The sequence below is a fragment of the Streptomyces sp. NPDC033229 genome (genome assembly GCF_055576875.1).
In genome coordinates, this window is the sequence record NZ_JBVIQR010000015.1 from 23,120 (window position 1) to 37,910 (window position 14,791).

Sequence of the window (14,791 nt, forward strand, 5' to 3'; positions counted from 1 at the left end):
ATGAAGGTCGTTCCGCGGCTGTGGTCCACCGCGCCGCGCCGTGAGGCCCTTGCCGCGGCGGCGGTGCACCTTGTTCTCGCGGCCGTAGGGTTCGTCGTCCTGCTGCTGGTCAACCGCCATCTCGGGCACAGCGTGGGATGGCTGCTGCGCCGCTGGGACAGCGGCAACTATCTGGCCGTGGCCGAGCACGGCTACCCGGGCCGGATCCCCTACCGCCCCAGCGGGCTGCCGGACTTCTCCCGGCTCGCCTTCTTCCCGCTCGTCCCCCTGCTCATCCGGGGCGCGCGGCTGCTGACCGGGCTGCCCGTGGTGTACGCGGGGGTGCTGGTCTCCTGGTGCGCCGCCACGGTGGCCGCCGTCGGCGTGCACCGGCTCGTGCGGACGCTGGGCGGCAGCGCGGCGGCGGGGTACGCGTGCGTGGCGCTGTGGTCCTGCTCGCCGTATGCCTTCGCGCTGTGGGTGCCGTACTCCGAAGCCGTCTTCAGCGCGGCCCTGGTGTGGGCCCTGGTGGCCCTGGCGCGGCGGAGCCGGCTGACGGCCGCCGTACTGTGCGTCGTGGCCGGCACCGTGCGGCCGACGGCGGTGGTGCCGATCGGGGTGCTCGTCCTGGCCGCCGGGTGGGCGGCGGTCCGGGGGCAAGGTGGCGCGCGGGCTTGGGCGGCGCTCGCCCTGGCGCCGCTGGGGCTGGTCGGCAGCTGGCTGTACCTGGGCAGCCGGGTGGGGCGGGTGGACGGCTGGTTCGAGGCGGAACGGGCCTGGGGGCAGACCTTCGACTTCGGCGTCGGCACCGGGGACTTCCTGCGGAGCGTCCTGCTCTACGGCAGGCCGGAGCGGGTCACCGACGCGCGGAACGCGGCCGTGCTCGCGTTGGTGCTGCTCACGGCCGTGGCCGTGCTCGCCCTGGCGCTGGACCGGAGTGTGCCGTGGCCGCTGGTCGTGGTGGTCGCCGGGGCGTGGCTGCTGATGATGGGGACGCCCGGCTCGCCGTTCTCCAAGCCGCGCTTCATGCTGCCGTTCCTGCCGGTTCCGCTTTTGTTGGTGGCGCGGCCGCTCGCGCGTGCTCCCTTAATGGTCCAGGTCTGTCTCTACGGTGGAGGTGCGGTGGTCTCGGGGTGGTATGCGGCCGGCTTGCTCGTGCTGTTCGTGGGATCCCCGTGAGGGGAGCCGTCCCCGTCGTCCGCCGGCTCGCGGGTGGGCAGGGCGCGGAACACCCAGGCGCGGTAGGACCAGAAGCGGAAGAGGGTCGCCGTCCCGATGCCGAGGAACTTGAAGAGGTTGCTCTGGAAGGGGGTGTCCCAGCCGAAGCCGTAGGTGGCGATGTAGAGGACGCCGTTCTCGATCACCAGGCCGACGGCGCTGAAGACGGCGAAGAGGGCGATCTCCCTGCTGCGGCGGCTCTTGTCGCGGTCCCGGTAGGTGAAGTAGCGCAGCCCCAGGTAGTTGAAGGCGATGGCGACCACCGTCGCGATCACGCTGCACCGGACGACGGGCAGGCCGGTCGTGGCGCGGCAGAGGTTGAACACCGCGAGGTTGACGAAGATCCCCAGCCCGCCCACGGTGCCGAACTTCGCGAACTCCCGGCCGAGCGCCAGCAGCCCCGGGGGGCCGGACGCGTGTTTCCCCCGCGGTGCGCGGCCTCCTCGCGTTCTTCGTCTTTCTCGTGTCGCTTGCGTTCCGCGCGTTTCCGTCAGGGGGGCCGGTCGCTTCGCCGATCGCTTCGCCGGTCGCAAGGGCTTCTCCAGATACGGTCGATTCGGTCGCCACGCAAAGCAGACATTTGCCAACAGAGAACCGATTGTAGTGTAAATTGCCGCGAATACTCACATGGTGCGACAGTGGCGACACGATGCGCGACGACGGGACGGGGCGGCGATGCGCGACGGCAGGTGCGAGGACGTGCGGGAACGACGTACGAGGACGGTGGCATGACTGAGGCGGTACTGCTCGTCGGCGGCAGGGGCACCCGGCTCCAGCCGCTCACCCTCAACACGCCGAAGCCGATGGTCCCGGCCGCCGGCGTGCCCTTCCTCGCCCACCAGCTGGCCCGCGCCAGGGCCGCGGGCGTCGACCACGTCGTGCTGGCCACGTCCTACCTGGCCGAGGTCTTCGAGCCGTACTTCGGCGACGGCTCCGCCCACGGGCTGCGGCTGACCTACGTCACCGAGGACGAGCCGCTCGGCACCGGCGGCGCCATCCGCGGCGCCGCCGATGCCCTCGCCGCGGGTCCCGACGAGCCCGTGCTCGTCTTCAACGGCGACATCCTCACCGGCCTCGACATCCCCGGCCTCCTCGGCAGCCACCGGCGTGCCGGGGCGGACATCACCCTCCATCTGACCCGGGTGGCGGATCCGCGCGCCTTCGGCCTCGTCCCCACCGCCCCCGACGGCCGCGTCCTCGCCTTCACCGAGAAGCCGCAGCACCCGGACGAGATCGTCACCGACCAGATCAACGCGGGCGCCTACGTCTTCCGGCGCGAGGTCATCGACTCCATCCCCACCGGCCGGCCGGTCTCCGTGGAGCGCGAGACCTTCCCCGGGCTGCTGGCCGCCGGGGCGCTGCTGCACGGCGTCGTCGACGCCGCGTACTGGCTGGACCTCGGCCGCCCGGCCTCCTTCGTGCAGGCGTCCGCCGACCTCGTACGGGGCGTGGTCCGCTCCCCGGCGGTGCCCGGCGAGCCGGGCGAGTACCTGGTGCTGCCCGGTGCCCGGGTCGAGAGCGGTGCCCTGCTCGGCGGCGGCACCGTCGTCGGCGCCGGGGCCCACGTCGCGGCGGGCGCCGATGTCGAGGGGTCCGTCGTCCTGGAGGGCGCCCGGATCGAGGAGGGCGCGCGGATCCGGGCCTCCATGGTCGGCGCGGGCGCCCGGGTGGGTCCCCGGACGGTGCTCGACGGCGTCGTCATCGGCGACCACGCCGAGATCGGCGCGGACAACGAACTGTGCGACGGCGCCCGCGTCTGGTGCGGCATGACCATCCCCGACGCCGCCATCCGCTTCTCCGCCGTCTGACCGCCCATGGCTCTCTCTCCCCGCTGCGAGCCCCCCTCCCCTTCCGACCGACCCGGCGCCACACCCACAAGGACAGGCCCATGAGACCCACGCACACCCCCGCCGCCGTGCCCCCGCTCCCCGCCGAGTGGGCACGCACCGCGACGACCGTGGTGATGCCCACGTACAACGAGGCGGCGAACCTCCCCGCGATGGCCGAGGCCCTGATGGCCCTGCCCCTGGAGGGGCTGCGGCTGCTGGTCGTCGACGACAACAGCCCGGACGGCACCGGCAAGGTCGCCGAGGGCCTCGCCGAGCAGTACAACGAGCCGGGCCGCACCCGCGTCGGCGTCCTGCACCGCACCACCAAGGACGGCCTCGGCCGGGCCTACGCGGCGGGCATGGCCCGCGCCGTCGAGGAAGGCGCCGCGTACGTCCTGCAGATGGACGCCGACGGCAGCCATCCGCCCGGCAAGGTCGCCGAGATGCTCGGCGTCGCCCTCGCCACCGGCGCGGACGTCGTCGTCGGCAGCCGCTACGTGCCCGGCGGCACCCTCTCCGAGGCCTGGAGCCCGCACCGCAGGCTGCTCTCCCGCTGGGCCAACGCCTACGCCAGCACCATCCTCGGCACCCGCGTCCGCGACATCACCGGCGGCTTCAACCTCTGGAGCGCCGCCGCGCTGCGCACCGTCGACCTCTCCTCCGTCGACAGTGCCGGCTACAGCTTCCAGGTCGAGACGAAGTACCGGGCGCTGCGGGCCGGGTTCACCGTCGTGGAGGTGCCCATCCACTTCGAGGACCGGACCGTCGGCGAGTCGAAGATGAACCTGTCCGTCCAGCTCGAATCCGTCGCCATGCCGTGGCGACTGCGCGCGAAGGCCGTCCGTGATTCCGGCACACCCGCCCACAAGCCCGCTCGCTGAGCGCGTGGCCCACGGGGTCACCACCGGCCTCCCGCGCCCCGGATCGGACGCCGGGCGGCGGGCCGCGGGCGGCGCCGTCCTGCTGCTGGTCGCCCTGCTGCTGCTCATGGTGGTGCGGCTGCCCTGGGCCGGTGACCTCGGAGTGCACGCCGCGGTCCTCGAACGGCTGCGCACGGACCTGTCCCACCCGGGCAACCCCCTGGTGGACGCGCACACCGCCAGCCCCTACTACTCGCCGTGGACGGTGCTGCTGGCGGTCGCCGCCGAGGCGACCGGCTGGCACACCTTCCCCGTGCTGCGGCTGGCCGCGTTCGTCGGTCTCGTCCTGCTGGTCACCGGCGTCCGGGCGTTCGTCGTCACCTTCACCCGCCGGGCGGCGGCCGTCCCGCTGGCCCTGTTGTGCGTGCTGCTGCTCTACGGGGTGCGGCTGTTCGCGTGGAGCGGCTTTCCGGGCCTCACCTCGCTGTGCCTGAGCCTCGCCTATCCGAGCACCTTCGCCCTGGGCCTCGCCTTCCACTTCCTCGCCCTGCTGCGCCGGGCCCTCGGCGGGCGCACCGAGGCGGCCCGGGGGCTGCCCGCGTTCCTGGCGCTCGGGGCGTTGCTGGCCTGTGTGCTGCTCAGCCATCAGTTCACGGGCGCGGTCGCCGTGCTCGGCGCCGCCGCGATGCTGCTGGGCGCCAGGCCGTGGCCGGTCCGCGCGGTGTGGGCGCGGGCCGGGGCGGCGGGTGTGCTGACCCTGGTGGTGCTCGCCCTGTGGCCGTACTACCCCTTCTTCTCGCTGCCGGGCGCGGGCGGGCTGGACGACATCCACCGGCCGCTCTACGACCATCTGTTGACGAAGTTCTGCCTGGTGGGGCTGGGTGTCGTGGCGCTGGGGGCGCGGTGGTGGCGCGACCGCCGCGACCCTTTGGTGATCTTCTTCCTGCTGGGTCTCGCCGTCTTCGCGGCGGGCGGGCAGAGCGGCCATTACGCCTGGGGCCGGATCCTGCCCGCCGTCCTCCTGCCCGCCCAGCTCGCGCTCGCGATCGAGGTCGCGGACGCCGGGGCGGACGCCTTCGCGCGCCGGTCGCGCGCGGTGGCCCCGGCGGTGGCGGCGGTGACCCTGGCCCTGCTGGCCGGTGCCTGGACGCAGGCCGGTGCGCTGACCTACGTCCTGCGGGACACGGCCCTTCCGCCGGTGCTGCGCGACGTCCACCGGATCGCCCCCTGGCCGTCGTTCGTCTGGGCGGCCCGCCATGTGCCCAAAGGAGCGACGGTGATGACGGACGACTACCTCGCGCTGCGGATGCTCCCGGCCTACGGGCCGTACACCGTCGCCCCCGCCTACCCCGACTTCTTCCTCCCCGACGAGCGGCGGCGCCGGGAGGCGACCCGCCGCTACTTCGACCCGGCCACCGCCCGGGCCGAGCGGCTCGGCATCCTCAAGGAGTACGGCGCGCGGTGGGTGGTGCAGCGGACCGGCGGCCCCGGGCTGCCGGCGGGCGACCCCGCGCTGCGCGAGGTCGCCCGGGGGCCGGGCGGGCTGGCCCTGTTCGAGGTCGCCGAAGTGGCCAGGGGCGTCGTCTCGGCCCGGGGCGTCGGCCCGACCAAGGCCGGGGGTGCCGGATGACCGCGCCCGGCACCCGGCCTGTGGCCCCGTTCGACGGGTCCGATGCCGCCGGGCGGTGGCTGCGCGGCGGCGCGCCGTGGCCGGTGCTCGCGACGGCGTCGCTCGTCTACGCGCTGAGCGTGTGGCAGGAGGCGAGCGCGGGCCGGCTGGGCGTCGACAACGCGGTGGTGGTGCGGGCCGCCCGGACGCTGCTCGACGGCGGCTCGCCTTACGCGGACAAACGGTTCCTCTATCCGCCGGGCGCCGTCTTCGCGGCCGTGCCCGAGACGCTGCTCACCGATCGCGGGGTGTCCCACGTGGCGCCCGCCGTCACGGCCCTGCTCGTCCTGGTGAGCGTCGTGACGGCCCTGCGGATCTTCGGCGTCCGGGCGGACAGTCGGCTCGCCGCGCTCACGGTCGCCGGGCTCGGCGTGTGGCTGCCGCTGCGCAGCGTCGTCCACCTCGCCAACTGGACCGTGTTCTCGGCCCTCGCGTTCCCGGCGGCGCTGCTCCTGGCGCGGCGCGGACGCTGGGGCGCGGCGGGCGTGGTCGTGGGGGTGGCGGTCGCGCTGAAGCCGATACTGCTGCCCCTTCTGCTGTTGTTCGTCCTCGCCCGGCGGTGGCGGGCGCTGGCCTGGGCCGTGGGCGTCCCGGCCGTGGTGTCCCTGGTCGCCGCGTGGGCAATGCCCCGGCCGGGTCTGTTCTTCACCCGGACGCTGCCGTTCCTGCTGCACGGGCAGGACGCGTACGCCCGTCCGTACGACGCGGCCTGGCCCTCGGTCCTGCCCCGCCTCGGCGTCCCGCCCTCGCTCGCGTCACTGCTCGCGGTGGGCGCGGCCGTGGCGGTGCTGGGCTTCGCCCGGCTGCGGTGGCGGAGTGGGGGAGAGCAGGGGCTGCGGCTCGTGGAGTGCGCGGCGCTGCTGATGCTCGCGGCGTTCTTGGTGTCGCGGCCGTCGTTCCTCCACTACGCGGTGGTGGTGGCGCCTTCGCTGGTCGCGTCGGTGGTGGTCCGGGGGGCCGCGGTGCGCTCGGTGTGGTTCTGGTTGCCGCTGGTGCCGCAGGTCGCGGGGGTCAACTGGCCGGAGTTGCAGAGCGCCGAGCGGCACGCCTTCAAGGACTTCGTCATGTTCACCGGAGTGACGGCCGCGCTGTGCGCGGCCGTGTGGCGGGCACGGCCGCTCCCGGCTCCGGAGGTCACTGTCAGTGGTGGCGCTTACTCTCTGTGTAGTGATCCCGACCCCCGGGACCACTCCGGAACGAGGTGAACTGTGACTGTCGCGCACCCCCTTCCCGGCCCCGACGTCAGCGTCGTCGTGATCGTCTACAACGACGCCGGGCGACTGCCGCGCGCCGTTGCGTCGGTGCTCGGCCAGTCGCTGCGCAACCTCGAAGTGATCATCGTCGACGACTGCTCCACCGACGACACCTTCGCCGTCGCCCGACGGCTGACGGCCGCCGATCCCCGGGTGCGCCACATCCGGCTGCCGGTCAACAGCGGTGGCTGCAGCGCCCCGCGCAACGCGGGCATCGACGCCGCCCGGGCGCCCCATCTGATGTTCCTCGACAGCGACGACGAACTGCCCTACCACTCCTGCAAATCGCTGCTGCTCACCGCCGAGGAGACCGGGGCGGACCTCGTCACCGGTGAGGTCACCCGGCTGTTCGAGGAGAGCGGCACCACCGGCCTGTGGTACCCCGGCCTCTTCGAGGACGTGCGGCTGGTCGAGGGCATCCGCCGGGCGCCCGGATTCTTCCTCGACCACCTCTCGACCAACAAGCTCTACCGCGCCGACTTCATCGCCCGGCAGGGCCTGCGCTTCCCCGAGGGCATCCACTACGAGGACCAGCTGTTCAGCGCCCAGGCCTTCACCCTCGCGCGGTCCTTCGCCGTCGTCCCCTGGCCCGTCTACACCTGGCGGCTCGCCGCCGACCCGGACCGGCTGTCCATCTCCTCCAGCCGCCACAAACTCCGCAACGTGGCGGACCGGATCCATGTGGCCCGGCTCATCGACACCTTCCTGGAGGAGACGGGCAACGCGGATCTGCGGCCCGCGAAGGACGAGAAGTTCCTCCGCCACGACTTCCGCCTCTACCTCGGCGACCTGCCCTTCCGGGACCGCCGGTGGACCGAGGGCTTCGCCGCCGAGGTCACGCCCTACCTGGAGGGCATCGCCGCCGAGGCCTTCACCGCGATGCCGCGCGAGCAGCAGATCTGCCAGTACCTGCTGCGCGCGGGCAGGCTCGACGAGGCCGCCGAGTGCGCCCGCACCCTCGACCGCCCCCAACTCGCCCCGCGCCACGTCGTCCGGCGCGACGGGCGCACGTACTGGGGGCGGGAGCTGCCGGCCGACGAGCGGGCCGCCGCCGGGCTCGACATCACCGACTGGCGGCTGGACGACCAGCCCTTCGCCGCCGGACCGCTGCGGCACGAGGTCGCCCGGCTGGAGGCCGACGGACCACTGCTGCGGCTCACCCTGCGCACCTACGACCCGGCACGGCTGCTGACCGGGCCCGGGGCGAAGGCCGTCACGGCCGAGCTGCGGCTCGCCGCTACCGGCAGACCGCTGGCCGTGCCCTTCCGCTACGAGGAGGCGGACGGCGAGGTCCTCACCGCCGAACTCACCCTGGACCCACGGCTGATCCCGCTCGGGCCCAAGGGGTACCGGGGCCGCCGCCACCCCGTCGTCGTCCTCGGCCGGCTGGGCCTCTCCCGCACCGACCCCCTGCTCGCCCCCGCCGGCCTGCCCGCCCTGCGGGTGGCCCTGCCCCTGCACGGGCCGCTCGCCGGACACCGCGTCCGGGTGCACTGCGAGGAGCACGGCGCGGGGCGGCTCACCTTCACCTGGGAGCGCGCGGGCGCCCTCGGCCACGCCGAGATCCTGGCCCCGCGCCTCACGCCCCTGCGCCGCCGGATCCACCGGCTGACCCGCCGCGTCACCGGCCCCCGGGCCAAGGCCCTGACCTACCACGAGCTGCAGAAACTGCCCATCGACGACGAGCTGGTGATCTTCGAGGCGCTGGAGGGCCGCGGCTACGCGGACAGCCCCCGCTATATCCACGAGGAGCTGCTCCGGCGCGGCCTGCCACTGCGCGCCGTGTGGTCCTACTCCGGCAGCCGTTCCTCCTATCCCAAGGGGGTGCCGCTGATCAGACGGGGCAGCTGGGAGTACGTCCACGCGGTCGCCCGCGCGCGCTACTGGGTGGACTCGCACGGCTTCCCGATGATCTACGGCAAGCGGCCCGGCACCCGCTACCTCCAGACCTGGCACGGCCAGGCGTTCAAGCACATGGGTTTCGACGTGCCGGAGCTCCGGCTCGCCAGTCCCGAACGCAAGCGGCAGCACCGCGAGATGGTCGCCCGCTGGGACGCCCTCATCTCGCCCAGCACCGAATTCGAGCGGACCTTCGTCCGGGCCAACGGCTACACCGGCGAACTGCTGCGCACCGGCCTGCCCCGCAACGACGTCCTCGTCCGCGGGGACGAACCCGCGCAGCGCGCCCGGGCCGCCGCCACCCGCGCACGGCTCCAGATCCCCGAGACGAGCAAGGTGCTGCTCTACGCCCCCACCTTCCGCGACGGCGCGCGCGGCAGCGGCGAATCCATCCGCGTGGACCTGGCCGGGCTCGTCCCGCTCACCGGCGACGAATGGACGATCGTGGTCCGCCCGCACTACTACGAGCGGTACACCGTGCCCCGCGAGCTCGGCCACGCGGTGCGCGACGGCCGGGACTTCACCGACCTCAACGACCTGCTGCTCGCCTCCGACGCGCTGCTCACGGACTACTCGTCGGTGATGTTCGACTACGCCAACCTGGGGCGGCCCATCCTGCTCTACACCGACGACTACGAGCAGTACCGCACCACCTCGCGCGGCACGTACTACGACCTGGCCGAGATCGCCCCCGGCCCGATGCTCGCCACCACGGACGAACTGGCCGGGGCGCTGAAGGACGTGGGCGCGGTGCGGGAGGAGTGGGCGGCGGCGTACGGCCGGTTCCAGAAGATGTTCAACTCCCACGAGACCGGGCGGGCGAGCGAAGCCGTCGTCGACCTGTTCTTCGCGGAGGAACGAGAAGGGAGGGCCCGGTGAGCCCGCGCACACTCCGTAACGTCTTCCTGGTCGGCATCGACGTGGACTCCATGGGTGGCTCGCAGCGCGTGCTGCACACCCTCGCCCAGGGCTTCGCCGAGCGCGGGCACCGCGTCGATCTGATCGGGATCCGGCCGAGCCCCGAGCCCCACACCTACGTCACCGCCCCGGAGTACCGGCACACCACGCTCTACCGCTCACCGCCCGCGCCCGCCTGGCGGGCCGCCTCCTTCGCCGAGCGGCTGCATCCCGCCCGGCTGCGGGAGGCACGGGCCGAGCGGCGGGAGCGGGAGCTGGCCCGGGCGCGGCTGGCCCGGCGGTTCGCGGCGGTGTCCGACGGCTACGTGATCATCGGCTCGCCCTGGGCCGCGGTCTGGCTGAACGCCGTCGACAGGCCGCACCTCAAGGGCATCGGGCAGTACCACGAGTCGTTCTTCCAGGCCTGTCACTCCCCGAATCTCCAGCTGATCCTGCGGCACTACCCGGCGCTGGAGAAGTCGGTGTTCCTCAGCGAGCCGGACGCGGCGGACTTCCGCCGCCGACGGCTGCCCAACGCGACGGCGCTGCCGAACCCGGTGCCCTTCACCGCCGCCGCCCCCGCACCCCTGGACACCCGGCGGGTCGGCGCGGTCGGGCGACTGGAGCCGGTCAAGCGGCTGGACCGGCTGGTCGACTCCTTCGCCGCGGCCTGCGCCGACCGGCCCGGCTGGGAGCTGCACCTGTTCGGTGACGGCCCGCTGGAGCCGGAGCTGCGCGCGCAGGCCGAGCGGCTCGGCGTCGCGGGCCGGGTCCGCTTCCGGGGCAGCGTGCGGGACATGGCCGCCGCGTACCGGGAGCTGTCCGTGGTGGCCCTGACCAGCGAGCGCGAGGGGCGTCCGATGGCGCTCGCGGAGGCGTCCGCAGCCGGGGTGCCCTGCGTGAGCTTCGAGTTGTCCGGCGGTGTGCGCGAGCTGGTCGACCACGGCCGCACGGGCACGCTCGTGCCGCCCGGCGATACGGCGGCGTTCACCACGGCCCTGCGGGAGCTGGTCGAGGACGACGGGCTGCGCGAGCGCTACGGCCGCGCCGCGCGCGCCCACGTCGCCCCGCTGGCCCTGCCCGCCGTGCTGGACCGGTGGGAGGCGTTGTTCGAGGAGATCGACCGGTAGGGCCGGAGTGGGGAGCGGATCGGGGAGAGGGGGCGGTGGTGCAGAAAGCCCGTCCGGCGATTGAGGACACCGCCGCGCAGCGGTGGTGCGGACGACACGGCCTAGGCGTCGTCAGAGGGCGGCGGGTCGAGAAGAAGGCCGTGGCGCCCGCGGCAGGCGAAGCGCGTTCGCGCCCGGCGCAGCCTGCGCAGGGCGATGTCCAGCGCGCTGCGCGCACCGGGCGCCAGCCGCAGCGCGAGGGAGCCGCCGGCCGTGGCGTACGGCTGGGCCAGCAGGATTCCGTGGCGCAGGCTGGGCAGGACGGTCCGGCGCAGCCCGCCGTCGACGGCCCGTACGGTCGTGCGGAAGGAGGCCCCGGTCGCGCAGTGCACCCGCACCCGCACGTCCCACACCTGCGGTGCGGCGGTGCCGTCGCGGCGGCCCCGGGCGGCCAGCGCGCTGAGGCCGAAGGAGAGGTGCGCGGTCCACTGCGCGCCGTCGTGGGCCAGCGGGAGACTGCGGGTGAGGAGCGCGCGGCCGTCCCGGTGCCGCAGCTCGATGTCGACGGTGTGCGGGCGGGCCACGGCCAGGCGCCCGTACAGGTCGTGGACGCGCAGCCCCAGTTCGAAGCGGGGCCCGGCGGGGGCGGGCGGCGCCGGCGACGGGGGAGCGCCCGGGGGCACGGGCGGCCGTGGCGAGGTGTCGGCTCCCGCCAGGGCGGGCGAGGGTGGCGGGCCGTGGTCGTCCGCCCGGGTGAAAGGCCAGGGGCGGAGCCCGGGCAGGGAGGGCAGCGACGGCAGCCCGCGCAGCGCGGCGCGGGGGCCGGTCAGGGCGCGTGCTCCCGCGTCGACGGTGATCGGCAGCCGGTGCGGCGGTGGGGAGCCGGGGCCGGTGAGCCCGTCGAGTTCCACCCGCGGCAGGTCCTCCGCCCACACCGGCCGTCCGTCGGTCTCGGCATAGGGCGGCGTCAGCCGGGCCGGGCGGGCGGCCAGCTGGGAGAGCCGGTCCAGGTCGCGCGGCGTCTCGGAGGCCAGCACGACCCGGGCGATCCAGCGGGCGGGCAGCCGGGCGGAGCACAGCTCGACTTCGTCGTACCCGGCCAGCCGGTCGCGGGCCAGCCGCCACCACGCGCGGCGGTACGCGGGGCTGCGGGTGGGCAGTTCGCGGACGTACATGCGCAGATCGTGGTCGAGGAACTTCACCCGCGCGGCGTGCGCGAGGGGTTTGCCGCCGGAGTCGAGGAGGATCTCCACACTCCGGTGGTGGGCGGCCAGGCGCGCCTGCCAGTTGGCGACCCGGTCGCGGTCGAGGGAGATCGACGGCTTCGCCGCGTCGCGGCGCACGTGCCAGATGTAGACGGTGTCGGGCACGGTCGCCACGCAGGGCGCCGCCGCGAGGACCTGGGCGGTGAAGACGAAGTCCTCGTAGGGGAAGGGGCCCTCGGGGAAGGCGATGCCGTGCTTGGTGAGGAAGTCCCGCGCGTAGAGCTTGCTGACGCACAGGGTGTCGTGGACGAGCGCCGGGTGGTCCCCGGGGATCCGTACGGCGGGCCGCCGGTAGAGCCCGGGCTGCCACCGGGTGTCGTGGCGCCGGGGCAGTTCCCGGCGTACGCACAGGCCCGCCGACACGGGGGCCCGGTGCCGCAGGGCGGCGCCCAGCAGGGCGTCCGCCGCGCCCGGCGGGAGCACGTCGTCGCTGTCGAGGAACATCACATACGGCGCGGTGGCGGCCCGTACGCCGTCGTTGCGGGGGGTACCGCAGCCACCGCTGTTGGCCGGGCGGTGGATGACCCGCAGGCGCGGGTGGCGGGCGGCCAGCTCGTCGAGATACGCGCCGGTGCGGTCGGTGGACGCGTCGTCCACGGCGATGACCTCGGCGACGGCGGGGCCCTGGGCGAGGGCGGAGTGGACGGCGTCACGGATGTGCCCGGCGTCATTGAAGCCGATGACGACCACGCAGACCCGCGCGACAGGCGGGGCGTCCGGGTCGCGCTCGAAGGTTTCGCTGTCGCTCGCTTCCACAGAACACAGTTTTACCTACAGATGCGCATCAAGCAGGGCATTGCGCCCATAGGCGCGGTCACCGGGCGCGGAGACCCGGGCCGGGGCCGGGACAAGGAGCGGCAGGGATGAGGGGAGGGGCCGGAATGGGGCGGACCGGACTGATGGGACTGGCAGGACTCGTGGGCCCGGCGCGGCGCGCCGACCGGGCGGCGGCGCGCCGATCCGCCGCCACGGACCCGAGGCCGGGGTCGGGGCCGGGGCAGGACGGAATGCCGGGCAGGAAGCCGGGCGGGCCGCCGGACAGGGAGCACGTGCCGGGCCCGCCGCCGGGCAAGGAGGTGGCCGAGGCGCCAAGCCCGCCGCCGGACAGGGAGACGACCGAGGCGCCGGGCCCGGCGGCCGCGCCGCCGCCTCGGGGCGTACGGCGGCGTACGGCGGCGGCCGCCGTCCTCGCGCCCGCCGGTGTGATGCTCGCGCTCGGCCTGTGGGGGCTGGACCGGGGCACGATGTGGCGCGACGAGAGCGCGACCTACCAGGTGGCCCGCCGCTCCCTGCCCGAGATCTGGCACCTCCTCGGCACGATCGACGCCGTGCACGGCCTCTACTACCTCCTCATGCACGCCGTGCTGGCCGTGCGCGACGACGAGCTCGCGCTGCGCGTGCCGTCCGTCCTCGCCACCGCGGCCACCGCCGCCCTGGTCGGCGCGATCGGATGCCGACTGGCCCGCCCCCGGGTCGGACTGTGGGCCGGGCTGCTCTACGCCACCACCCCGTTCGTCAGCCACTACGCGCAGGAGGGCCGCTCGTACGCGCTCGTCGCCACCGGCGCCGCGCTGGCCACCTGGCTGCTGATCCGGGCCGTCGAACATCCCTCGTACGGGCGCTGGACCGGCTACGGCACGGTCGTCGGGGTCACCGCACTGCTCCACGAATTCGCGATCCTGCTGCTGGCCGCCCACGGCCTGACCCTGCTGCTCTCCCGGGCGGCGTGGCGGACCTGGCGCGGGTGGGGGCGCGCGGCGTCGGCCGCGGCGCTGGTGCTGCTGCCGCTCGCGCTCTTCTCCCGGGGGCAGAGCGGACAGGTCTCCTGGATCAGGACGCCCGGCCCCGAGGAGGCCGAGGCCCTGCTGCGCGCCTTCGCGGGCCCCGGTGACACCGTTCTCACCGGCACGCTCCTCCTCGTCGCCATGGCGCTGCTCGCCCCACGGGCCCGCGCCGGAGCCCTCCCCCTGGGCGCGGTGGCCCTGCCCTTGGCCGTCGTCCCGCCGGTCCTGCTGTACGCCGCCGCGCAATGGCAGCCGCTCTTCCTCGACCGGTATCTGCTGTTCTGCCTCGCGGGCGTGCCGCTGCTCGCTGCCGCCGGGGCCGACCGGCTCCTCGGTCTCCTGCCTGGTCTCCTTCCCCCGCCCCCGCGCTGGCGGTGGGCCGTGGCGGTGGCCGCTGTCGCCGTCGTCGTGGCGGCCTTCGTCGGACAGCTCCCCGAGCAGGAGCGCGAGCGACTGCCGAACAGCCGCGGTGACGAACTCGCCCGGACCGCCTCGGTGGTCGGGCGGCTGGCACGGCCCGGCGACGCGGTGCTGTTCCTGCCGCTGCACGAGCGCCGTGTGGCCCTCGCGTACCCGCGGGACTTCACCGGCCTGCGCGACCTCACCCTCAAGAGGTCGCCCGCCGCCTCCGGCACCCTCTTCGGTGAGGAGGTGCCGGCCGCCGGGCTGCGCGCGCGCCTGGCCCGGCTCCCCGCGAGCGACCGGGTGTGGGTCGTGTCGGACACCCACGCCGGGGACCGCTGGATCCGCTCCCAACGCGCCGAGCACGCCAAGACCACCGTCCTCGGCGAGCTCTACCGCGAGAAGTCCTCGGCGTTCGTGCGCGGCGGCGCGGTGTCGCTGTACGTCCGTAGGTAGGCCCCGCCCGGCGGATCTCGCGGCTGCGGGCCCGTCCGTTGCCGCCTGCGGCGGCGAGCGCCCTGCGGGCGCGTCCTCAATCGCCGGACGGGCTGCTGTGCTGTGTCCTCAATCGCCGGACGGGCTTAGCGGCTGAGCTCAGCCACATCAAGCCCGTCCGGCGATTGAGGA

General features: G+C 74.5%; 10 protein-coding genes. 8 read left to right on the forward strand and 2 right to left on the reverse strand.

Annotated features, from left to right (window positions below; translation table 11 throughout):
• The gene (locus ACZ53N_RS15540) at positions 1–1,158 is read left to right on the forward strand and encodes a hypothetical protein (RefSeq protein WP_469141375.1); all 1,158 of its coding nucleotides are present in this window, start codon (positions 1–3) and stop codon (positions 1,156–1,158) included.
• On the opposite strand, the gene ACZ53N_RS15545 is transcribed toward ACZ53N_RS15540, so the two are convergent.
• The gene (locus ACZ53N_RS15545; RefSeq protein WP_469141490.1) at positions 1,086–1,592 is read right to left on the reverse strand and encodes a GtrA family protein; all 507 of its coding nucleotides are present in this window, start codon (positions 1,590–1,592) and stop codon (positions 1,086–1,088) included. The two genes, ACZ53N_RS15540 and ACZ53N_RS15545, sit on opposite strands and share 73 nt — an antisense overlap.
• Positions 1,593–1,925: 333 nt before the next feature.
• Between ACZ53N_RS15545 and manB the strand changes: the two genes are divergently transcribed.
• The 6 genes from manB to ACZ53N_RS15575 all read left to right on the forward strand — a co-directional run bounded on the left by manB (position 1,926) and on the right by ACZ53N_RS15575 (position 10,734).
• A complete protein-coding gene (gene manB, locus ACZ53N_RS15550; RefSeq protein ID WP_469141376.1) occupies positions 1,926–3,005 on the forward strand; it encodes a mannose-1-phosphate guanylyltransferase in 1,080 nt (359 codons plus the stop codon).
• An 80-nt stretch (positions 3,006–3,085) separates the two neighbouring features.
• Positions 3,086–3,907 carry a polyprenol monophosphomannose synthase gene (locus tag ACZ53N_RS15555; RefSeq protein ID WP_469141377.1) on the forward strand — a complete coding sequence of 274 codons (822 nt, stop codon included), beginning with the start codon at positions 3,086–3,088 and terminating at the stop codon, positions 3,905–3,907.
• Positions 3,908–3,911: 4 nt separating this feature from the next.
• A complete protein-coding gene (locus ACZ53N_RS15560) occupies positions 3,912–5,516 on the forward strand; it encodes a hypothetical protein (RefSeq protein ID WP_469141378.1) in 1,605 nt (534 codons plus the stop codon).
• The gene (locus tag ACZ53N_RS15565) at positions 5,513–6,760 is read left to right on the forward strand and encodes a glycosyltransferase family 87 protein (protein WP_469141379.1); all 1,248 of its coding nucleotides are present in this window, start codon (positions 5,513–5,515) and stop codon (positions 6,758–6,760) included. The genes ACZ53N_RS15560 and ACZ53N_RS15565 overlap by 4 nt, the downstream gene beginning before the upstream one ends.
• A gap of 3 nt (positions 6,761–6,763) precedes the next feature.
• On the forward strand, positions 6,764–9,586 hold the full coding sequence (locus ACZ53N_RS15570) for a bifunctional glycosyltransferase/CDP-glycerol:glycerophosphate glycerophosphotransferase (protein WP_469141380.1): 2,823 nt from the start codon (positions 6,764–6,766) through the stop codon (positions 9,584–9,586).
• The gene (locus tag ACZ53N_RS15575) at positions 9,583–10,734 is read left to right on the forward strand and encodes a glycosyltransferase (RefSeq protein WP_469141381.1); all 1,152 of its coding nucleotides are present in this window, start codon (positions 9,583–9,585) and stop codon (positions 10,732–10,734) included. Before ACZ53N_RS15570 ends, ACZ53N_RS15575 begins: the two co-directional genes overlap by 4 nt.
• Positions 10,735–10,835: 101 nt before the next feature.
• Here the strand turns inward: ACZ53N_RS15575 and ACZ53N_RS15580 are convergent, their stop codons facing one another.
• The gene (locus tag ACZ53N_RS15580; RefSeq protein ID WP_469141382.1) at positions 10,836–12,734 is read right to left on the reverse strand and encodes a glycosyltransferase family 2 protein; all 1,899 of its coding nucleotides are present in this window, start codon (positions 12,732–12,734) and stop codon (positions 10,836–10,838) included.
• 143 nt (positions 12,735–12,877) lie between these two features.
• Here ACZ53N_RS15580 and ACZ53N_RS15585 point away from each other — a divergent pair, with 143 nt between their 5' ends.
• Positions 12,878–14,620, forward strand: coding sequence for a glycosyltransferase family 39 protein (locus tag ACZ53N_RS15585; RefSeq protein ID WP_469141383.1), 1,743 nt, complete (start codon positions 12,878–12,880; stop codon positions 14,618–14,620).
• Positions 14,621–14,791 lie beyond the last annotated feature (171 nt).

What these genes read in the sequence shown, in the direction of transcription:
- ACZ53N_RS15540 (WP_469141375.1), top strand. Translation starts at nt 1, where the DNA reads ATGAAGGTCGTTCCGCGGCTGTGGTCCACCGCGCCGCGCCGTGAGGCC.
- manB (WP_469141376.1), top strand. Translation starts at nt 1,926, where the DNA reads ATGACTGAGGCGGTACTGCTCGTCGGCGGCAGGGGCACCCGGCTCCAG.
- ACZ53N_RS15555 (WP_469141377.1), top strand. Translation starts at nt 3,086, where the DNA reads ATGAGACCCACGCACACCCCCGCCGCCGTGCCCCCGCTCCCCGCCGAG.
- ACZ53N_RS15565 (WP_469141379.1), top strand. Translation starts at nt 5,513, where the DNA reads ATGACCGCGCCCGGCACCCGGCCTGTGGCCCCGTTCGACGGGTCCGAT.
- ACZ53N_RS15585 (WP_469141383.1), top strand. Translation starts at nt 12,878, where the DNA reads ATGGGACTGGCAGGACTCGTGGGCCCGGCGCGGCGCGCCGACCGGGCG.